This window comes from Pseudomonas imrae, assembly GCF_046352735.2.
GTDB classification, from domain to species: Bacteria; Pseudomonadota; Gammaproteobacteria; order Pseudomonadales; family Pseudomonadaceae; genus Aquipseudomonas; species Aquipseudomonas imrae.
Genome location: NZ_CP110853.2, coordinates 1,825,786 through 1,847,099, shown reverse-complemented (window position 1 = coordinate 1,847,099; position 21,314 = coordinate 1,825,786). Strand labels below are relative to the sequence as shown.

The following is a 21,314-nucleotide window of genomic DNA, read 5'->3' as shown; positions in this document are numbered from 1 at the left end:
TCAAAGCCTATGGCTCGGTTCGCGCTAAAGAGCGGTAGTAGTGGAGCGTTTTCTGTATCCAGATGCTGGGGGGTCATCTCGGCCCGTCTGCAAGGGTCGAGACCTCAAGGTCAGCGACGCGCCCTTCTTGCCGGAGCACGCCCCCCCTTCGGTTGGTAGCGGGCCCACTGGCTGGTGTGGCTTTCCCAGGGTGCTTCAACCCGTTGGTGATTTTTGTAGAAAACCACCTTGCCGGACAATTGCGTCCGATGACGATAGAGCCAGCGCAGTTCCGAGGCAGTAGCAGACCGTTGCGATTTATTGATCACGCGATCCAGGTCCAGGTAGTCAAGGACAAAATGAACCACTGCAGTGCTCTGGGTGCTCGTCAAGGTCACCAGAGAAGACTTACTGCTGCGACTGATCAATTTTTGCTGGATTTTCCGCAGTCCCTCACCAATATATTGGCCGGCAGTCTTCTCGACTGAATAATCACCAGAAGCCAGATCAGCAACGAATCTTCTCGAGAACTGCTGGTTGTAGAAGGTTGCCGTACAGCCTGAGTACTTCGAAGCAACCCCCTCATAGAACCGCCGCGCACTCGCCGAAATTTGATCACGCAGCCCTTGCTTGAGTTCTTGGACGGTTCGCTGGGATGCATTGGGACCTTGCGCTTCCAAGTCTCTGAAATCGTCTGGCAGCTCTTTGCGGAAACTGGCGAACGCACGGGCGCTGGTCCCCAGCTCGGCCGTCCACCGTTCCACGTCTGCCCCAGAGAAATAGGCAGCCATCAGGTCACCGCGCCCACTGAGCTTGGACCAGAAACTCCGGTAACCCTGCACGGCTTCGGACAAACCGAAGATCATATCCCCTCGACTGGGTTGGAACTGCTCGCCAAACGTCGCCTGCGCACCAGCGACATCCATGAATCGTATGGGGTTGCCCAGAGTCATCGCATACAAATTGAGACCGTCGGTATCCCCCAATGGATCCGGACTGATCCAGCGCTGCAACCAGGGTGCGTAATAACGCAGTCCGTAGTAATACAACCCCGTGGCATCGCGCTCCTTGCCTGAGTATCGGCGAATCTTGTAGTTCGCCTGAACCGTATTGCCGGTTGCCCACCACGCCGTTGAGCCATAAGGATAGTAATGTTCTTGGCTCAACAATCGCGCCTGCTCGTCCAATTCCAATGAACTGCTGTTGAGGTGGTCAAGGATGCTGAATTGCATCTGGTCAGGGATCACATCACGTGGACGACCCAGCTCCCATTGCCATACGGTAACGCGCCCGTTGCCCGTTTCAATTTCCAACACATTCAAGCGCTTTCCCTGAGATGTATGCACTTGCAAACCAGGTAAGTAATGGACCTGCTGGGTGTGTGGTTTGCCGGCGACCTGGTTGCTTGTGATCTTCAGCGCCCGCTGTGCCTGACTATCGTAGGTATAGTTTTCCACATCAGAATCCCCCTCCTCACGCCGTACCTGGGTTGCGTGAGTCAACTGGTTACGGACGCTCCAGCCTAACTGCTGCCCTCCACCCAAGGTTCGTTGATTGCCATTGGCATCAAAGGCAGTCTCCAGCAAGGCCCGCGCATCGGAGCCAACCGACAAGGCACGGTTACTGCCCGCCGCCACGCTCATTTGCCGGGTGTAACCCGTCCCGCTGCTTGGCACGTGCTGAAGACGCACCAGGTTACCGCCTGCATCATAGGAGTAATGCTGGGTGTAATTGCGCCACAGTCCGTCATCCACTGCACCGAACGTCACTCGCCCTGGACCATATTGCCCATAGGTAGCAAGGGAGTTTTCACGACCGGTAGCCTGGGCCAACTGATACAGAGTGTCGTACTGATAACGGCTGACCGCATCAATCCGGGCATTGCTATGCCATTGAGTCGGCTGGGCCAGATCGCTGATTTCAAGGATGTTGCCTACCGGATCGTATGCATACACCAGGTCCTGCAAAGGTTTTTTGTTCTCGCCCTTGCGATGAACCGTCAACTGCAGCAGACGAGCATCTTGAGCGGCGTATTTCGCCACTCTGATCACATCATTGCCCGACTGCTCCGACTCTACTTGTCCATTGGCGTCGTACACACACTGGTTCATCAATACCTTGCGCACGCCGCCCTTGAGGGTCAGAGCAACCTCCGTCAGCCATCCCGACTGCCCATAGCACCAATGTTGACGATTGTTCTTGGCGTCGGTTTGCTCAAGCAGAGCACCCAGTGCATCGTAGCGCCAAGCAGTGGTATAGGCCTGGCTATCCAACTGTTGATCTTGCTCTTCATTGCTCGACGTCCAATCCACAGGCGAAGTTTGCGTGCGCAACTGCCGGGTTTGCCTAAGTACGCTCTGATCGACTCCATATTCATCCAGCAGTAAAACCCCGGCCGGGTCTGCATGCCGAATCAGTCGACCACATCGATTGCCAGCCGCCTCTGCGGGTACAGCCTCGGCGTACGTCAACCGTTCGACACAACGCAGCTGCGGATCTTGCGCAGCTTGTTCGAACACCGCTATCGGGCGTAGCGAACCGTCGTATCGTTGCTCTTGATGAGCTTGACGTGAATCCCAGGTATGCAAAAGTTGCCCCGCCTGACCGCGTAACATCAGGCGCCAGCCGGCATCGGCGCTCTCGGTACGCACGACCTGACCTGAGAGACTATAAATTCCCGATTGCGACGCAACGCCCGTCACGCCCAATGCGAACTGACGTGGATCCCACTGCTCAAGCAAAAAGCCACTGGCTCCGAAAACCTGGCGGTTGACACGTGTTTGGGGATTATCCGTCACGCCCGTGCGGTGGTATTGCACGGTGCGTAGCACCAACCCGCGAGGGTCAAAAGCTTGCAAGGAGGGTGTATTACGATGGAGAGAGCTAGACATGACCTCATGACCTGATTTGCACTATGGTCGAAAAAGCCTAGATATCCGTCCTTTGGAAAGGGGGTATTGCGAAGGTATTTTATGTGTCCGGATACTGAAAACGAATACAGGCATCAGCTTCGGATGGGGTGGCGTGTTGAGGGGTTCCACCGATTAAGCATCGATCGAACCCCGCACACTCTCTCAATGCCCGCCGGCGCAGGTCGGCGAGGCCGGGGCTGCGTCGATTTGCGCCCACTCATCAGGCGTGTAGGTATGTAGCGCCAGCGCATGAAACTCGCTCATCAATTCCCCCAGGGTGGCGTAGACCTTCTGGTGACGCTTGACGCGATTAAGCCCTTCGAACTGCTGGCTGACCAGCACCGCCTTGAAGTGGGTCTGCAACCCACGGCTGTGCATATGGCTTTCATCCAGCACACTCAGGTGTTCCGGGCCCAATGCCGCCAGCGCGGTCTCGATGCGTTGTTGCATGATCATTGCAGGCTCCACTTACTTCTTCGCAGGGGCTGCGGATTTTTGGGCCGGGGCCAACTCGTTGGTCATGTCTTCGAGCAACTTGTTCACCACCGGTACCGCGCTTTCCAGCTTGGCTTGGGTCAATTGGGCCGATTGCTGGGTCAACTGCGGCATTTTCTCCAGGACTTTCTTGCCCAGGGGCGACTTGTAGAACGCTACCAGTTCCTTGAGTTCGGATTCGCTGAAGTTGCTGGTGTAGAGCTTGACCATGTCAGGCTTGAGCTTTTTCCAGCCGATAGCCTGGTCCAGGGCGGCGTTGGCCTTGGCCTGATAGGTATCGAGTACGGTTTGCTTTGCGGCAGGCGCCTTGGTCTGTTCGAAACGCTGGGCGAACATTTGCTGCACTTGCATGTACACAGGGGTACCCAGCTTGTCAGCATGGGCCAGGGTAAGGAAGGCTTCGGCACTGGCGTTGTGGCTGGCGGTATCGGCAAGAACCTGGCCGCTGGCACATACCAGAGCAACCGCGGTACAGATGGCACGAAGACGAGTCATCGAGTTTCCTTTTCTAGCAGGCGAGGTAAGACCCCAAGGGCGACCATTCTGCGCCTAAAAAACGCCGGCACTCAACCCCACCCCTTGCAGGGCCTGGTTTTGCGAGGGCTCAGGATACAAAGCGGCCGATGAAAGGTATTCGATGGAACCCCTCTGCCCCATCAGAGCCTAAACTGCGCTGACCGACTTAAGGAGAGTCCTCGCGATGAACCGTATCGAAACCGATAGCCTGGGAGACGTACAAGTCCCGGATGACGCTTACTGGGGTGCACAAACCCAGCGTTCGCTGGTCAATTTCGCCATTGGCGAGCAACGCATGCCGCTGGCAGTGCTGCACGCCCTGGCCCTGATCAAGAAAGCCGCCGCGCGGGTCAATGACCGTAATGGCGACCTGCCTGCCGACATCGCCCGGTTGATCGAGCAAGCCGCCGATGAAGTACTCGAGGGCCAGCACGATGACCAGTTCCCGCTGGTGGTCTGGCAGACCGGAAGCGGCACCCAAAGCAACATGAACGCCAACGAGGTGATCGCCGGGCGGGCCAACGAACTGTCAGGCCAGCCGCGTGGCGGCAAGAGCCCGGTCCACCCCAACGACCACGTCAACCGCTCCCAAAGCTCCAACGACTGCTTCCCTACCGCCATGAGCATTGCCGCTGTACAAGCGGTACATGAGCAGCTACTGCCGGCGCTCCGCGAGCTGTCAGGGGGCTTGGCCGAACTGTCGGCACGCCATGCGAAACTGGTGAAGACCGGTCGCACCCACATGATGGACGCGACGCCGATCACCTTTGGCCAGGAAGTCTCGGCGTTCATCGCGCAACTGGATTACGCCGAACGGGCGATCCGCAGCGCTCTTCCCGCGGTATGCGAACTGGCCCAAGGTGGTACAGCCGTGGGTACAGGGCTCAACTCACCCCACGGTTTCGGCGAGGCGATGGCGGCGGAAATCGCTGCACTGTCGGGTCTGCCGTTTGTCACCGCGCCCAACAAGTTTGCCGCGCTGTCGGGCCATGAGCCGCTGACTACCCTGTCCGGCGCCCTGAAAACCCTGGCCGTGGCCTTGATGAAAATCGCCAACGACCTGCGCCTGCTGGGCTCGGGCCCGCGCACTGGATTGGCTGAAGTCAAGTTGCCCGCCAACGAGCCGGGCAGTTCGATCATGCCCGGCAAGGTCAACCCGACCCAATGCGAAGCGCTGTCGATGCTGGCTTGCCAGGTGATGGGCAATGACGTGACCATCGGCTTTGCCGCAAGCCAGGGGCATTTGCAGTTGAACGTGTACAAGCCGGTGATCATCCACAACCTGCTGGAATCGATCCGCCTGCTGGCCGACGGGTGCCGCAACTTCCAGGAACACTGCATCGCCGGCCTCGAACCGGATGCCGAGCAGATGGCACAACACCTGGAGCGCGGCCTAATGCTGGTGACCGCACTGAACCCGCACATCGGCTATGACAAGTCGGCGGAGATTGCCAAGAAAGCCTACGCCGAAGGCCTGACCCTACGGCAGGCGGCGCTGGACCTCGGCTACCTCACCGACGCTGAGTTCGATCAGTGGGTACGCCCGCAAAACATGCTCGAAGCCGGTCACTGAGACAGCACCCGTGCTCGCCGGGCCTTGAGCCCGGCGAACAACGATGGTGCCAGCGCTATCATCGCCGACCCCAGTACCACCAATACCGCACCGCCATAACCCAGGCCGTTGATTTGCTCGGCCTGCACATAGTCAGGCCAGAACCAGGCCGCGACAGCCACCGCCACGAAGGTCACCAACGGCGTCAGCGCCAGGGTCGCGCTCACCCGCGATGCTTCCCAATGGGCCAGCGCCTCGGCAAAGGCACCGTAGGCAATCAACGTATTGAAACAACAGGCCAGTAACAGCCAGCCCTGCAACGGGCTCAGTTGCAGCGCCTCCATGGGATGGGCCCAAGGTGTCAACAACACGGCGCAGGACAGGTAGATCACCATCATCACTTGCAGCGAATTCCACACGGTCAGCAATTGCTTCTGTCCCAAGGCGTAGAGCACCCAGATGGTAGTGGCGAGCAGAATCGTCAGCACCCCGGACGTATAGGCCCCCAGGGACGTCAACAGCTCTGCCAGGCGCTGGTTGAAGAACAGCGCAAAACCGACAATCAGCACCAGCAGGCCTGCGCCCTGCCCCAGGCTGAAGCGCTCCTTGAATACAAAGACGCTGGCAATCATCAAAAAGATCGGTCCCATCTGCACCACCAGTTGCGCAGTGCCTGGGCTCAATAGTTTCAGCCCCACCAGATACAGCACGTAGTTGCCCACCAGGCCACACACCGCCATCGCCACCAGCCAGCCGCCCCGTGGACCGAGAGCCCGCGGGTCGGGTAGGCGCCTTACGGCCGCGAGGTAGACGAACAGAAAACTGCCGGCAACCATCAGGCGAAACCAGGTTACGGTGATCGGATCCATCACCTGCAGCACCTGCTTGAGCTTGATCGGCAAAATGCCCCAGAGCAGCGCGGTCAGGAGGGTCAGCGATAAACCGTAGACCCAGCGGCCAGAAGAGATGTGCATGAGCGCCCCAGAAAGCCAGAGTAGGTGGATCGGGCATTCTAGGGGCAAGTGAATGACTTGGGCTACGCCGCAGTTCAATTGTATGGCTTGCCTGCGATGGCCATAGGCGCCTACGCAACTTTGGGGCATATCCGTTGCTGCGGCTATGGCGGTGTATCAGTGGACTCATTCGGAGCTGACCCACCGCCATCGCAGGCAAGCCCACATTGACCTGGCTTCTGCGATGAAACCTAGCGTACGGCTTCGAAAAGGCCAGTGGCGCCCATCCCTCCGCCCACGCACATGGTGACGATGCCGTAGCGCAGGTTACGCCGTTGCAACTCACGCACCAGATGCCCGACCTGCCGCGAACCGGTCATGCCGAACGGGTGACCAATGGAAATCGAGCCTCCGTTGACATTGTATTTGGCGTTATCAATCTCCAACCGATCACGCGCATACAAACACTGGGAAGCAAACGCTTCGTTCAGTTCCCACAAATCGATATCCGCCACCTGCAAGCCACGCGCCTTGAGCAGCCTGGGCACCGAGAACACCGGCCCGATGCCCATCTCGTCCGGCTCGCAGCCGGCCACGGTAAACCCACGGAAAAACGCCTTGGGCTTGAGCCCCAACTCCAGGGCTTTTTCCAGGCTCATCACCAACGTCATCGATGCACCATCGGACAGCTGCGACGAGTTGCCCGCCGTCACCGAACCATCTTCGGCAAACACCGGCTTCAATCCGGCCAGGCTGGCCAAGGTTGTGTCAGGACGATTGCAGTCGTCCCGATCTACCACCCCATCGAGGATCTGCACTTCACCGCTGTTCTTGTCCTCAACTTTGTACTTGACCGCCATCGGCACGATTTCATCGTCGAACAAGCCGTCGGCCTGAGCCTGTGCCGTGCGTTGCTGGCTCTGCAGGGCATACAAATCCTGTTCTTCACGGCTGACGTTATAACGGCGAGCGACGATTTCGGCGGTCTGGCCCATGGGGAAGTAGATGCCCGGCACCTGTTCCTTGAGGAGCGGGTTGATCAGGTTGTCGGTGTTGACGCTTTTCATGGTCAGGCTGATGGACTCGACGCCACCGGCAACGATGATGTCGCTGCACCCCGATGCGATCTGGTTGGCCGCAATCGCAATCGCCTGCAAGCCCGACGAGCAAAAGCGGTTGAGGGTCATGCCAGCCGTGCCGGTGCCCAGGCGCGAAAGCACCGCCACATTGCGCCCGATGTTGTAGCCCTGGGCACCTTCGTTGGAACCGGCACCGACAATGCAATCCTCGACGCTGGCCGGGTCGATCCCGCTGCGTGCCAGCAGGGCATTGACGCAATGCGCCGCCATGTCATCGGGACGGGTCTGGTTGAACTTGCCGCGAAAGGACTTGGCCAGGCCGGTTCGTACGCTGTCGACGATCACTACTTCACGCATGGGCTACCTCGATCTTGTCGTTGTTGGGAGATGGATCGAGGATAGATCCACGCCTGCCCGACTGCGATGATCATTCACCCGGCATATAGGCCTACTTCTTCTTGCCTTTCTTATCGTGTTTGTCGGACTTGTCGAACGCCGTCTCCAGCGCCCGATTGATCGTGCGCAGCACCTTGACTCGCGCCCAGCGTTTGTCATTGGCCTCCACCAGGGTCCAGGACGCTACTTCGGTGCTGGTGCGGTCGACCATATCGCCCACCGCAGCCCGATAGGCGTCCCACTTGTCGCGGTTGCGCCAGTCGTCCTCGGTGATCTTGAAACGTTTGAAGGGAATTTCCTCCCGGGCCTGGAAGCGCTCCAACTGGGTCTGCTTGTCGATGGCCAGCCAGAACTTGACCACGATCACACCGGCGTCTTGCAGTTGTTCTTCAAAATCGTTGATTTCACCGTAGGCGCGCATCCAGTCGGCGGGCGAGCAGAACCCTTCGATCCGCTCCACCAATACCCGGCCGTACCAGGAACGGTCGAACACGGTAAACATGCCCCGCCCCGGAATCTGCCGCCAGAAACGCCACAAGTAAGGCTGGGCCCGTTCGTCTTCGGTCGGCGCAGCAATCGGTACGATGTGATATTGGCGCGGGTCCAGCGCGGCCGCCACACGGCGAATCGCTCCGCCCTTGCCGGCCGCATCGTTACCCTCGAACACCGTGACCAAGGCATGCTTGCGCATGCGCTTGTCGCGCATCAAGCCAGACAAACGGGCCTGCTCAGTAATCAGTTGTTCTTCGTAATCATCTTTATCAAGGCGCTGGCTCATGTCCAGGCTGTCCAGCAGGCTCTTTTTATCCACGGAGGCCAGCAACGGTGCTGGTTTCATCCCGCTGGCCTTGCCCTTCGGGACCTTCAAGGCGTTTTGCAGGCCTTCAAGCAGGATTTTGCCGACAGTCAGCCCACGATAGTTTGGATCGACACCTTCAACCACATGCCAAGGCGCGTAGTCACGGCTGGTGCGACGCAATACGCGCTCGCCGAAATGCACGAACTTGTCATAGGTCTCGGACTGCTGCCAGTCCAAAGGGCTGATGCGCCAGCTGTGCAGCGGGTCGTCTGCCAGCGCTTTGAGCCGCGCCTTCATTTGCTTCTTGGACAGGTGGAACCAGAATTTGAAGATCAACGCGCCTTCGTCGCAGAGCATCTTCTCCAGGCGCTCGGCGCCGGCGATGGCCTGGTCGAGCCGTGCATCCTTGATGCGCCCGTGCACCCGACCTTGCAGCATCTGGCTGTACCAATTGCCGAAAAACACGCCCATGCGACCTTTCGCCGGCAACTGGCGCCAATAACGCCAGGCCGGTGGGCGGGCCAGTTCTTCGTCGGTTTGCTGGTCGAAGGTACGCACCTCAATCAGGCGCGGGTCCATCCACTCGTTAAGCAGCTTGACCGTCTCGCCCTTGCCCGCGCCTTCAACGCCGTTGATCAGGACGATCACCGGGAAGCGCTTCTGTTGTTGCAGTTCGTACTGCGCTTCCAACAGTGCTTCGCGCAGGGCCGGGACTTCGGCGTCATAGGTGTCTTTGTCAATGGCGTGACCGATTTCGGCAGATTCGAACATGAGCGGCTCCGTAGCAGGTTTGAGCAAGACTAGCGGATCGGACAGAACGCGCGGCAGGAAATTGCACCTGCCCTTGCCGTGGGTCAATTCAAAGCCTGTTGATCGGCTAGAATGGCCGCCTTGCCTTTGCCTGTTTTTATTTTTATGAGCCGCCCATGAAACCCGTGCCCCACGCCCAGCTTGACTGGGATGAACAAGGTCGCCCGCATTCGCGGGTGTTCGACGACGTGTATTTTTCCGACAAGTCGGGGCTTGAAGAAACCCGCTATGTGTTTCTTGAACAGAACCGCTTGCAGGAACGCTTCGCGGCCCTGCCAGCGGGCGGCAGGCTGGTGATCGGCGAAACCGGCTTCGGCACCGGGCTGAATTTCCTGTGCGCCTGGCAATTGTTCGAACAACACGCAGTGGCCGACGCGCGACTGCATTTTGTCAGCGTGGAGAAATACCCGCTGAGCCATACCGACCTGCAACGGGCACTGGCCCTCTGGCCGCAACTCAAGCCATTTGCCGATCAGTTACTGGGGCAATACATCGCCATCCATGAGGGTTTCCAACGCATCGAACTGGACAGCGGTCGCGTGACCTTGACCCTGCTGATCGGCGACGCCCTGGAGCAGCTGCCGCAACTGGATGCGCAGGTTGACGCCTGGTTTCTCGACGGCTTCGCCCCGGCCAAAAACCCCGACATGTGGACTGCCGAACTGTTTGCCGAACTGGCGCGCCTGGCCGCGCCGGGCTCGACGCTCAGCACCTTCACCAGCACCGGCTGGGTGCGTCGGCTGCTCAACGCCGCCGGCTTCAAGATGAAGCGCACACCAGGCATCGGCCACAAATGGGAGATCCTGCGCGGTGAATACCTCGGCTGGCCCGAGCAAACGCCAAGGCCGGCGACCGCCGCGCCCTGGTTCGCCCGGCCTGCGCCGCACGCTGGCGAGCGTCACGCCCTGGTCATCGGTGGCGGGCTGGCCGGTTGCGCCACCGCCCACAGCCTGGCGGCCCGTGGCTGGAGGGTTAGCCTGCTGGAGCGCCACACGGACTTGGCCCAGGAGGCTTCCGGCAATCCCCAGGGAGTGCTGTACCTCAAGCTGTCGGCCCACGGCACCGCACTGTCACAACTGATTCTCAGCGGTTTTGGCTACACCCGGCGCCTGCTTGAACATTTGCAGCGCGGTGTCGATTGGGACGCTTGCGGCGTGCTGCAATTGGCGTTCAATGCCAAGGAGGCCGAGCGCCAGGCGCAACTTGCGCAAGCCTTCGCCCCGGACCTGTTGCGGCAAGTCGACGCCGAGCAGGCACAAGCCTGCGCCAATGTACCGCTGGACCAGGGTGGGCTGTTCTTTCCCGAAGGCGGTTGGGTCCACCCTCCGGCGTTATGCGCCTGGCAAGCTCACCACCCGTTGATCGAAAGATGCCTGCATCAGGAGGCGCTCACGTTGCAACGGGTCGACGGCCAATGGCAGGCCTGGGACGCCGAAAAGCAATTGGCTAGCGCACCGGTGGTGGTACTGGCCGGTGCCGCCGAGATCAAGCGGTTCCCCTTCAGCGCCGCGCTGCCGCTCAAACGCATTCGCGGGCAAATCACCCGCTTGCCGCACACCGCCCAAAGCCAACAATTGAGCACGGTGGTCTGCGCACAAGGTTATGTCGCCCCCGCGCGCCTGGGCGAACATACCCTGGGCGCCAGCTTCGATTTCCATAGCAACGATTTGACCCCAACCCTGGCCGAGCATGCCGAAAACCTGGCCATGCTGCGGGAAATTTCCAGCGCGCTGCTGCAGGCGCTGCATGCCGATGGCGTGCCGCTTGAAACCTTAGAGGGCCGCGCCGCTTTCCGCTGCACCAGCCCCGACTACCTGCCGATTGTCGGACCGCTGGCCGAGGCGTCGGCCTTTGCCACAGCGTACGGCGTACTCGCCAGGGATGCCCGTCAAGTACCCGATACGCCTTGCCCCTGGCTGGAGGGCGTGTACATCAACAGCGGCCATGGCTCACGCGGCTTGATCACCGCCCCGTTGGCGGCGCAGTTACTGGTGGCGTGGCTGGATAACGAGCCGTTGCCCCTACCCGCCACCGTCGCCCACGCCTGCCATCCCAATCGCTTTGCCTTGCGCGAACTGATTCGCGGCAAATCACGCAAAGACTTTTGAGGCGTGGCTAAGGCAGTTCGCAGAGCTCTGGTGCGCAACACCGTGCCCGGAGCCGTCCAGGCTCGCGGCTCGACAAACCGAATTAACGTGGGGTTCGCGCCCATTTAAACCTTCTTTGATCGTGCTTGAATAATCGCGTTCGACGATAAACCGAATGTCCCACGAGAAAGGTTTGAATAGCTGTTGGGAAGGCCAGGCTAACGACCCGGACTTTGCCGCCCGCCTTGACGTATGTAGCACCACCCAAGGGCCGCACTGACCGTCGACGCCTATCGGGGCAAGTTTTATTGAACGATCAGCTCGCACATCACTCGAAAAAACCGGACTGCTTACGACGGCGCGCTCTGATTGTGGATTTTGCGCTGGAAGGAACGGGCGAAAATCAGAGCTGTACGCCCGCTCCGAAACAGGGCCGCAGCGCTACTGGATGCTGCACGTGATCAGCTCACCCACACAGGTTGAGCTGAATAGGCTGGACATGCTGAAGACCGGTACAAATACGGTACCGACACTCGGTAGTAGCGCCAAGGCCCGGCCAAGACAAGGGCTTTAGCACAATGTGCGGATTAGCTGGCGAGTTACGCTTTGATCATCAACCTGCCGACCTGGCAGCCGTGGAACGCATCACCCATCACCTCGCCCCGCGTGGCCCAGACGCCTGGGGCTTTCACGCTCAAGGGCCGATTGCCCTCGGCCATCGGCGCCTGAAAATCATGGACCTGTCGGACGGTTCTGCCCAGCCGATGGTCGATGCCCAACTGGGCCTGTCCCTGGCCTTCAACGGCGCGATCTACAACTTCCCAGAACTGCGCGCCGAACTCGAAGCATTGGGTTATGCCTTCTATTCCGGCGGTGACACCGAGGTGCTGCTCAAGGGCTATCACGCCTGGGGCGAAGCGTTGCTGCCCAAGCTCAATGGCATGTTCGCCTTCGCCATCTGGGAGCGTGATGCCAAGCGCCTGTTCATCGCCCGTGACCGCCTGGGTGTCAAGCCGTTATACCTTTCGCGTACCGGCCAACGTCTGCGCTTTGCCTCGGCGTTGCCGGCGCTGCTCAAGGGCGGCGATATCAACCCGATCCTGGACCCCGTGGCACTCAATCACTATTTGAACTTCCACGCCGTGGTGCCTGCGCCGCGTACCTTGCTGGCAGGTATCGAAAAGCTGCCGCCGGCAAACTGGATGCGCATCGACGCGGAGGGCAACACCGAGCAGAAAACCTGGTGGACCCTGCCCTACGGCCCACACGAGGACGAGCAGCACCTCACCCTGCAAGACTGGACCGACCGCGTACTGGACAGCACCCGCGAAGCCGTGGCGATTCGTCAACGTGCCGCCGTGGATGTGGGCGTGTTGCTCTCCGGCGGCGTCGATTCGAGCATGCTCGTGGGCTTGCTGCGGGAAGTCGGCGTACAAGATTTGTCGACCTTCTCCATCGGTTTTGAGGATGCCGGTGGCGAGCGTGGCGACGAGTTCCAGTATTCCGACTTGATCGCCAGACACTACGGCACGCACCACCACCAATTGCGCATCGCCGAAAGCGAGATCATCGAGCAACTGCCGGCGGCATTCCGCGCCATGAGCGAGCCCATGGTCAGTCACGACTGCATCGCCTTCTACCTGCTGTCGCGGGAAGTGGCCAAGCACTGCAAAGTGGTGCAAAGCGGCCAAGGTGCCGACGAGCTGTTCGCCGGGTACCACTGGTACCCGCAAGTAGACGGCGCGAGCGACCCGTACGCCGCCTACCGCGAGGCGTTTTTCGACCGCAGCTACGACGACTACGCCGCCACTGTCGCACCGCAATGGCTGACCGCCAATGACGCCGCCGGTGACTTTGTGCGCGAGCACTTTGCAATGCCGGGTGCAGACGCCGCCGTGGACAAGGCCCTGCGCCTGGACAGCACGGTGATGCTGGTGGACGACCCGGTCAAGCGAGTGGATAACATGACCATGGCCTGGGGCCTGGAAGCGCGGACGCCGTTTCTCGACTACCGCCTGGTGGAACTGTCGGCCCGTGTGCCGGGCAAATTCAAATTGCCCGACGGCGGCAAACAAGTGCTCAAGGAAGCCGCGCGCCGGGTGATCCCAAGCGAAGTCATCGACCGCAAGAAAGGCTACTTCCCGGTGCCGGGCCTCAAGCACTTGCAAGGTGACACCCTTGACTGGGTGCGGGACCTGCTATTGGACCCGAGCCAGGATCGCGGCCTGTTCAACCCGGCCATGCTCGATCGCCTGCTCACAGACCCGCAAGGCCAATTGACCCCGCTACGGGGCTCCAAACTGTGGCAGTTGGCGGCACTGAACCTGTGGCTCAGCGAACAAGGAATCTGATCGATGAAACCTCATGCCACAGCGTATAGCCAACGCTTGCTGCGCGGCCAGTCGCCGTCCTACGAACGCCTGCAGGCCCGCTTGGCCGAAGATGGCAGTGAGCTGAGCCCTGCATCGGTTGCCGTGCATTGCGGCTGGGGCCGTTTGTTGATCGGTCACACATTCTGCGACCCGGCAAGCCTGGCCAGGGAGTTGCTCAACGAGCAGCCCGGGGAGCGTGACATCGCGCTCTATGTGGCAGCACCGCAACAGATTCTGGGGATTGATCCACAACAGCTGTTCCTGGATCCGTCCGACACGCTGCGGCTGTGGTTCAGCGACTATCGTCCAGCCACCCGGGTGTTTCGCGGCTTTCGCATTCGGCGGGTGCAGAGCGATGCAGATTGGCAGGCCGTCAATCATCTTTACCAGGGACGCGGCATGCTGCCTGTCACGCCGGCCCTGCTGACCCCCCGTCATCAGGGCGGCCCGGTGTACTGGCTGGCCGAGGACGAGGACAGCGGCGCGGTGATCGGCAGCGTGATGGGTCTCAATCACCAGAAGGCATTTCACGATCCGGAAAACGGTTGCAGCCTCTGGTGCCTGGCAGTCGACCCGCAATGCAGTCGTCCGGGCGTGGGTGAGGTGTTGGTGCGCCATCTGATCGAACACTTCATGAGCCGAGGCTTGAGCTATCTGGACCTGTCGGTGTTGCACGACAATCGCCAGGCAAAAAACCTCTACGCCAAACTGGGTTTTCGAGCACTGACCACGTTCGCTATCAAGCGCAAGAACGGCATCAATCAGCCGCTGTTCCTCGGGCCTGGGCCCCAGGCGGGATTCAATCCCTATGCACGAATCATTGTCGAGGAAGCCCATCGGCGCGGCATCGATGTGCATGTGGACGATGCCGATACCGGCCTCTTCACTTTGAGTCACGGCGGTCGCCGGGTGCGCTGCCGCGAGTCACTGAGCGATCTGACCAGCTCTATCAGCATGACCCTGTGCCAGGACAAAAGCCTGACCCATAAAGTGCTCAAGGCCGCCGGGCTTAATCTGCCGGCCCAGCAACTGGCCGCCAGCGCAGACGACAACCTGGAGTTCCTCGACGAACACCGGCGCGTGGTGGTCAAGCCGTTGGATGGCGAACAAGGCCAGGGCGTGGCGGTGGACTTGCACAGCATCAAAGAGGTGCAAGACGCTATCGAGGCGGCCCGCCAGTTCGATAGCCGAGTGCTGCTGGAAAGCTTTCATGAAGGCCTGGACTTGCGCATCGTGGTGATCGGTTTCGAGGTGGTCGCCGCCGCAATACGCCGGCCGGCCGAGGTGATTGGCGACGGCCAGCACACTATCGGCGCACTGATCGAAGCCCAGAGCCGACGACGACAGGCCGCGACCGACGGCGAAAGCAAAATCCCGTTGGACCACGAGACCGAGCGCACCTTGCAGGCGGCTGGCTACGACTACGCCAGCATCCTGCCCCAAGGCGAGCTTCTGGCCGTGCGACGCACCGCCAATCTGCACACGGGTGGCTGCCTGGAGGATGTCACCGAAATCCTTCACCCCACGCTGGTGGACGCCGCCGTGCGCGCTGCCCGAGCGCTGGACATCCCCATGGTTGGCCTGGACCTGATGGTGCGGGCCGCCGATCAACCGGAATACGTGTTTATCGAAGCCAATGAACGGGCCGGGTTGGCCAACCATGAGCCACAGCCGACGGCAGAAAAATTTGTGGATTTGTTGTTTCCCCACAGTCAGCCGACCGCTCAATAACTCCCGCGCAAGTCGCGATCCCATTAGGGTCAGAGGCTTGCCAACATTAATTGCCCAGGAGTTTCCATGACCCGAACCATTCCAGAACCGGACCTCGCCTACCTGCAAAAAGTGCTGTTGGAAATGCTCGCCATCCCCAGCCCCACCGGGTTTACCGACACCATCGTGCGCTACGTCGCCGAACGCCTTGAAGAGCTGGGTATTCCTTTTGAAATGACCCGCCGCGGCACCATTCGCGCCACACTCAAGGGCCAGAAAAACAGCCCCGACCGTGCTGTCTCGGCGCACCTGGACACCATCGGCGCCGCTGTGCGCGCAATCAAGGACAACGGCCGCCTGACCCTCGCACCGGTAGGCTGCTGGTCCAGCCGCTTTGCCGAAGGCAGCCGCGTCAGCCTGTTTACCGACAGCGGCGTGATTCGCGGCAGCGTGCTGCCGTTGATGGCCTCCGGGCACGCGTTCAACACGGCAGTGGATGAAATGCCCATCAGTTGGGACCATATCGAACTGCGCCTGGACGCCTATTGCGCCACGCGCGCCGATTGCGATTCCCTGGGGATCAGCATCGGTGACTACGTCGCCTTCGATCCGCTACCGGAATTTACCGAAAGCGGCCACATCAGCGCCCGTCATCTGGACGATAAAGCCGGTGTCGCCGCTCTACTGGCGGCACTCAAGGCCATTGTCGACAGCGGCGAAACCTTGCTGATCGACTGTCATCCGTTGTTCACCATTACCGAAGAAACCGGCAGCGGTGCGGCTGCGGCACTGCCGTGGGACGTCAGTGAATTCGTGGGTATCGACATTGCTCCGGTCGCCCCCGGCCAACACTCCAGCGAACATGCGGTGAGCGTGGCCATGCAGGATTCCGGTGGCCCCTACGACTATCACTTGTCCCGTCACCTGCTGCGCCTGGCCGCGGATAACGAACTGCCGGTTCGCCGCGACCTGTTTCGCTATTACTTCAGCGATGCACATTCTGCCGTGACGGCCGGCCACGATATCCGCACCGCGCTGCTGGCATTCGGTTGCGACGCCACCCATGGTTATGAGCGTACCCACATCGACAGCCTGGCCGCCTTGAGTCGCCTGCTGGGGGCATACATCCTCAGCCCGCCAGTATTTGCCAGCGATGCACAACCAGCCCAGGGCTCCCTGGACCGTTTCAGTCATCAATTGGAGCATGAGACACAGATGGAGAGCGATACACGCGTCCCGTCCGTGGACAGTCTGGTGGGTCACAAAACCTGAAGCTGGCAACAATGGTCCCGGCGCAGTAGCATCGCCGGGATTAACCCCATGAGGCTTGTATGCTGATTCCCTACGACGCGCTTGAAGTCGACACCCTGACCCGCCTCATCGAAGACTTCGTGACCCGTGACGGCACTGATAACGGCGATGACACACCTCTGGAAACCCGCGTATTGCGTGTGCGCCAGGCACTGACCAAGGGCCAGGCCCTGATCGTTTTCGACCCCGAGAGCGAGCAATGCCAGTTGATGCTCAAGCACGATGTACCCAAGCACCTGTTTGACTAAGGATTGGGCACCGGCGCAGTCGTTGCGGGAGCCCTTTGATAGACCTCCGCCCGATATACCTTGATCCCGCTCCGTGCTTGCACACCGAGCTTGACCTGCGTGCTGTTTACCTCCAGGACTTTCAAGGTGATGTGATCACCAATGGCAATGATTTCGCCTACCGCACGGCTTAATACCAGCATGACGCTTGTCCTTTGAAAGTTAACGGACTTTGACCATGCCCCCTGGCCTGGGGCCCATCAATGCCACACCGACAAAACAGACTGATCCCACCAGCATGGGTTAACTTTGCTGACAGACAAATTTCATTTCACCCTGAAAGACACCCAGAATTTAAACACTTTGTTCAGGCTCTTCCCGACTGAGCCTTTGCGCGCATTTTGTCTGACATGCTGGTCATTTCGTCGTAAAGCAACTGCGGATTCTTCTGTTTCAGGGCCCAGGCCATCCGCCCCTGCTCATGGGGCAGAATCATGAATTCGCCCGCGGCGACCCGCTGATAGATGTAATCGGCAATATCGGCGGCGCTGATGGGGGAACTCTCCAGTAGCTTGCCGACCTGGGCCTTCATTGCCGGTGTCGGGCCACGGAAAGAATCCAGCAGATTGGTCTGGAAGAATGACGGACAGACGACATGCACGCCGATCTCCTGCTGCTTGAGCTCCACTAACAGGCTCTCCGACAGTGCAACCACGCCAGCCTTCGCCACGTTGTAATTGCTCATGGCCGGACCTTGCATCAGAGCAGCCATGGAAGCGATGTTGATGATCCGCCCCCGGCTTTTTTCCAGCAGCCCCAGGAACGCCTTGCAGCCCTTGACCACGCCCATCAGGTTGATTGCGATCTGCCAATCCCAGTCTTCGAGGGACAGTTCACTGAAAAATCCGCCCGATGCCACGCCAGCGTTATTGACGATCACATCAATGCCACCGAGCTTGACCTCACAGGCCTGGGCAAACGCGGTGAGCTGGCTGTAGTCGCGTACGTCGCAACGCTGGACAAACCCATCGCCACCGGCCTCGCGCACCAGCCTGAGGGTTTCTTGCAATCCCGGCTCGCTCACATCCGACAAGGCCAACTGCCAGCCTTCACGGGCCCAGCGCAGCGCGATTTCGCGACCCAGGCCGGACCCGGCGCCAGTGATCATCATGCGATTTTGCATAGCAAATGCCTTGTGGTTCAGGGAAGAAGTAGTCGCCAGTGTAGCGAAGGTCATTGAGCCATCGGTGCACCATCAAACTGCTGAATGCCCCAGGCAAACCAACGGCTGGGTCGAATATCGCGACTTTGGCGAAGTTCAATGTTTTTTAAACTAAGCAGGCGCCACGCGGATAACTAAAAAGAAATAAGCGACTGGCCAAAATGCTTTAAAAAATACTGAATCTTTTGCTCCACGCACCAGTCGGATTTATTAAGGCAGCCGTAATTATCGGCTTGCAACTGGACCATCAGGTCTTTTTAGAAGACGAACAAGGAAAACACGCCATGACGCTCATTCTGATCATTGTCCTGATTCTGCTGCTGGTCGGCGGTTTGCCAGTGTTCCCACACTCCCGTAACTGGGGCTATGGGCCATCGGGCATTCTCGGTACGGTATTGGTTGTGCTGTTGATCTTGTTGTTGCTTGGCAAGATATAAAACCGCAGGCTTGTTCTTGCAGTAGCCGCCAAGTACGAAAAAAATGCAAAAAAAGAGGCCTTCTTCAAGGCCTCTTTTTTATTGACTTGCTTACTTAGTCCGGCATGCCGTCCACGACACCTGCGGTGTTGTCCAACAGGCTCTTGGTCGCCGTCTGCAGGAAGGCTTCGAGTTTCTGCTTGAGCGCCGCCTCGTCGGCCGACTCAGGAATCACCTTGCCGGTCGGGTTGGCGCCCAATTCGTACTGCCACAATTTCGGCGGCATTTCCTTGGGCAGTACCAACACACGATCAGCGGTGAGCAAGGCCACGGTCTGATCGCTGCCCGAAGGTTTGATCACGCCAAAGCCCTTGTCGCCTTCCGGCAAGTTGAGCAGGTCACGACCCCAGCATTGATGACGGGTTTCACCGCCCAGGCGCCCCATGATGGTCGGCACGATGTCGATCTGCGTCCCCACGGTGTGGTCGCGCACGCCGAACTTGTCTTGCACTCCTGGTGCGATCAGCAGCATAGGCACGTTGAAGCGGCCCAGGTCCATTTCGGTGATCTGCTGCTCATTGCCAAAGCCATGGTCACCGACGATCACAAACAGGGTGTCCTTGAAATACGCCTCCTTGCGGGCCTTCTCAAAGAACTGGCCCAGCGCCCAGTCGGAGTAGCGCATCGCCGTCAAATGCTCGTTGAGGCTGCCACGATCAGTCACGGGCTCAACCGGCAATGGCGTCGGCAAGGCATATGGCGTGTGGTTGGACAGGGTCTGCAGCAACGCATAGAACGGCTTGCCGTTCTCACGCGCCTTCAGCTCGACCAGACCACGATCGAACATGTCCTGGTCGGACACGCCCCACGTCGGGTCGGAGAACACCGGATCAACGAAGTCGTTGCGGCCGATGAAGTTGGTCATACCCTGATTGCTGAAGAAGCCTGACTGGTTGTCCCAGGCAAAATCGCCGTTGTAGACATACACATCGTCAAAATCACGGGCACTGAGCAATTGCGGCAAGCCCGACAGTTTATGGCTGCCTTCGGGCGTCTGCATCAGGTATTCGAAACCCGGCAGGTTCGGGAAGCAGGCCATGGTGGCGAACATACCCTGGTGGGTATGGGTGCCGTTGGAGAAGAAACGGTCGAACAGCAGGCCTTCCTTCGTCAACTGGTCAAAGTACGGCGTGATATTGCCCGGACGGCCCAGCGCACCCACCGAGTGGCCAGCGAAGCTTTCCATCAGGATCACGACGACGTTCTTGATCGGCAGGGTCTTGTCGGCCGGCGGCGTGAAGTCACGACGCACGGCAGCGGTATCGGCATCCACCAGCTTTTCGTCGGGCATTACCAACATATCGCGCACGGTCTGGGTCGCCAGCGGCTGTTCCTGCGTGGCCTTCCAGACGTTGGTGCGGTGCTCGGAAAAACGCGCCTTTGCGGCGCCGATCAGCGACAGGGTACCGTTGAGGCCCAACTGGTTGGCGAAGATCGAATCGGTGGTATAGACATCACCCCAGCGCAGCGGCGGGCCTTGGCGCAAGGTGCCACGGGCGGCTACCACAGCGATCAGCAGACACACCACGAACACCGCGATACGGCTGTACCACGGGGCTACTTGGCGGGTGCCGATGGTGCCGCCACTGAACGGGCCACGAGGCCGGGTCGCGCGATCTGCGCCCTTGAAGGCCATGCTCAGGATCAAGGTGCCCACCGCCCAGGCCAATAGGTAGCGAACCACCGGGAAACCGTACCAGAGCATGCTCATGACGGTACTCGGGTCTTCCTTGACGTATTGGAAGACCAGGCCATTGAGACGCTGGTGGAACTCACGGTAGAAATCCATCTCCATCAAGCCCAGGAAAAGGGCAATGCTGGAAACCACAGTCAGCCAGAGGCGGAAGAACCCACGGGCAGCCATGGCCCGCACGCTGAACAGTGCCAGGATCAGCGGAATGCTCAGGTACACCACCAGGCGCAAGTCAAGGCGCAGGCCGTTGGCGAACGCTTCGAGGAAGGTCGAGGCCGGGGTGTCGAGGATCATCTCGCGGTTGTACACCAGCAGCGCCAGGCGCAACAGCGAGAGCATCACCATCATGACCAGTGCACAAAGCAGCGTATACGCCAGATGGGATTTGACGGTCGGTTGCAGCAGGCGAGCTTTAGCATCTCGCTGCTGATTCAGGGCGTCCGGGTTTGCCATGTCGTTTTAGGACCCATTGGAAGTTGAAGTTGCGAAAATAATGCAGCGCTATCCTGCCCGGGCCTGATCAGGCATTGGCAGGATCGTGAGTAACGCGGTGGGCAAATGGTGCCCGATCAACGCCAGCAACGCCATTGATTACTCAGGATCGAGGCCCGCCCGCTGCTGTAGAGGCAGTTTTCAGCGCCTAGGCGGCAAATAAGCCGGCGAATTGTCTTGGATCAAGTGTGAAAATTTCGTGCAGCGAATATCTCGATACACAAATAACGCGA

General features: G+C 59.7%; 16 protein-coding genes. 7 read left to right on the top strand and 9 right to left on the bottom strand.

The genetic code is table 11. The features are described 5' to 3' along the window. Positions 1-110: 110 nt before the first annotated feature. The 3 genes from OQ460_RS08500 to OQ460_RS08490 form a co-directional block, all read right to left on the bottom strand. Entirely contained in the window at positions 111-2,798 is a 2,688-nt protein-coding gene (locus OQ460_RS08500) for an RHS repeat-associated core domain-containing protein (RefSeq protein ID WP_410021378.1), read from the bottom strand. Positions 2,799-3,053: 255 nt separating this feature from the next. Continuing rightward, positions 3,054-3,347 (bottom strand): BolA family protein, encoded by a 294-nt coding sequence (locus OQ460_RS08495; RefSeq protein WP_410021377.1) that lies wholly within the window; start codon positions 3,345-3,347, stop codon positions 3,054-3,056. Between the two features lie 12 nt (positions 3,348-3,359). Then, positions 3,360-3,881, bottom strand: a complete 522-nt coding sequence (locus tag OQ460_RS08490) for a DUF2059 domain-containing protein (RefSeq protein ID WP_410021376.1) — start codon at positions 3,879-3,881, stop codon at positions 3,360-3,362. Between the two features lie 205 nt (positions 3,882-4,086). Here OQ460_RS08490 and OQ460_RS08485 point away from each other — a divergent pair, with 205 nt between their 5' ends. After that, on the top strand, positions 4,087-5,475 hold the full coding sequence (locus tag OQ460_RS08485; RefSeq protein WP_410021375.1) for a class II fumarate hydratase: 1,389 nt from the start codon (positions 4,087-4,089) through the stop codon (positions 5,473-5,475). On the opposite strand, the gene OQ460_RS08480 is transcribed toward OQ460_RS08485, so the two are convergent. From OQ460_RS08480 to pap, 3 genes are all read right to left on the bottom strand, one after another. Next, a complete protein-coding gene (locus OQ460_RS08480) occupies positions 5,469-6,428 on the bottom strand; it encodes a DMT family transporter (protein WP_410021374.1) in 960 nt (319 codons plus the stop codon). The two genes, OQ460_RS08485 and OQ460_RS08480, sit on opposite strands and share 7 nt — an antisense overlap. 230 nt (positions 6,429-6,658) lie before the next feature. Further along, positions 6,659-7,843: a thiolase family protein gene (locus tag OQ460_RS08475; RefSeq protein ID WP_410021373.1), complete on the bottom strand. Its 1,185-nt coding sequence runs from the start codon at positions 7,841-7,843 to the stop codon at positions 6,659-6,661. 91 nt (positions 7,844-7,934) lie between these two features. Beyond that, complete coding sequence (gene pap, locus OQ460_RS08470) at positions 7,935-9,452, bottom strand: polyphosphate:AMP phosphotransferase (protein ID WP_410021372.1); 1,518 nt, start codon at positions 9,450-9,452, stop codon at positions 7,935-7,937. A 155-nt stretch (positions 9,453-9,607) separates the two neighbouring features. Here pap and mnmC point away from each other — a divergent pair, with 155 nt between their 5' ends. From mnmC to OQ460_RS08445, 5 genes are all read left to right on the top strand, one after another. Further along, the gene (gene mnmC / locus OQ460_RS08465; protein WP_410021371.1) at positions 9,608-11,599 is read left to right on the top strand and encodes a bifunctional tRNA (5-methylaminomethyl-2-thiouridine)(34)-methyltransferase MnmD/FAD-dependent 5-carboxymethylaminomethyl-2-thiouridine(34) oxidoreductase MnmC; all 1,992 of its coding nucleotides are present in this window, start codon (positions 9,608-9,610) and stop codon (positions 11,597-11,599) included. A 557-nt stretch (positions 11,600-12,156) separates the two neighbouring features. Beyond that, entirely contained in the window at positions 12,157-13,929 is a 1,773-nt protein-coding gene (locus OQ460_RS08460; RefSeq protein ID WP_410021370.1) for an N-acetylglutaminylglutamine amidotransferase, read from the top strand. A gap of 3 nt (positions 13,930-13,932) precedes the next feature. Then, a complete protein-coding gene (gene ngg, locus OQ460_RS08455) occupies positions 13,933-15,681 on the top strand; it encodes an N-acetylglutaminylglutamine synthetase (RefSeq protein WP_410021369.1) in 1,749 nt (582 codons plus the stop codon). 66 nt (positions 15,682-15,747) lie between these two features. Continuing rightward, positions 15,748-16,932 carry an osmoprotectant NAGGN system M42 family peptidase gene (locus tag OQ460_RS08450; protein WP_410021368.1) on the top strand — a complete coding sequence of 395 codons (1,185 nt, stop codon included), beginning with the start codon at positions 15,748-15,750 and terminating at the stop codon, positions 16,930-16,932. Between the two features lie 59 nt (positions 16,933-16,991). Next, positions 16,992-17,219, top strand: coding sequence for a YheU family protein (locus OQ460_RS08445; RefSeq protein WP_003192759.1), 228 nt, complete (start codon positions 16,992-16,994; stop codon positions 17,217-17,219). Here OQ460_RS08445 and OQ460_RS08440 read toward each other — a convergent pair. Next, positions 17,216-17,401, bottom strand: a complete 186-nt coding sequence (locus tag OQ460_RS08440; protein ID WP_410021367.1) for a carbon storage regulator — start codon at positions 17,399-17,401, stop codon at positions 17,216-17,218. The genes OQ460_RS08445 and OQ460_RS08440 overlap by 4 nt on opposite strands. Before the next feature lie 164 nt (positions 17,402-17,565). Continuing rightward, on the bottom strand, positions 17,566-18,381 hold the full coding sequence (locus tag OQ460_RS08435) for an SDR family oxidoreductase (RefSeq protein ID WP_410021366.1): 816 nt from the start codon (positions 18,379-18,381) through the stop codon (positions 17,566-17,568). 323 nt (positions 18,382-18,704) lie between these two features. Between OQ460_RS08435 and OQ460_RS08430 the strand changes: the two genes are divergently transcribed. Next, the gene (locus tag OQ460_RS08430; protein WP_410021365.1) at positions 18,705-18,857 is read left to right on the top strand and encodes a DUF3309 family protein; all 153 of its coding nucleotides are present in this window, start codon (positions 18,705-18,707) and stop codon (positions 18,855-18,857) included. A gap of 94 nt (positions 18,858-18,951) precedes the next feature. Here the strand turns inward: OQ460_RS08430 and OQ460_RS08425 are convergent, their stop codons facing one another. After that, positions 18,952-21,042: an LTA synthase family protein gene (locus OQ460_RS08425; RefSeq protein WP_410021364.1), complete on the bottom strand. Its 2,091-nt coding sequence runs from the start codon at positions 21,040-21,042 to the stop codon at positions 18,952-18,954. Between the last annotated feature and the right edge of the window lie 272 nt (positions 21,043-21,314).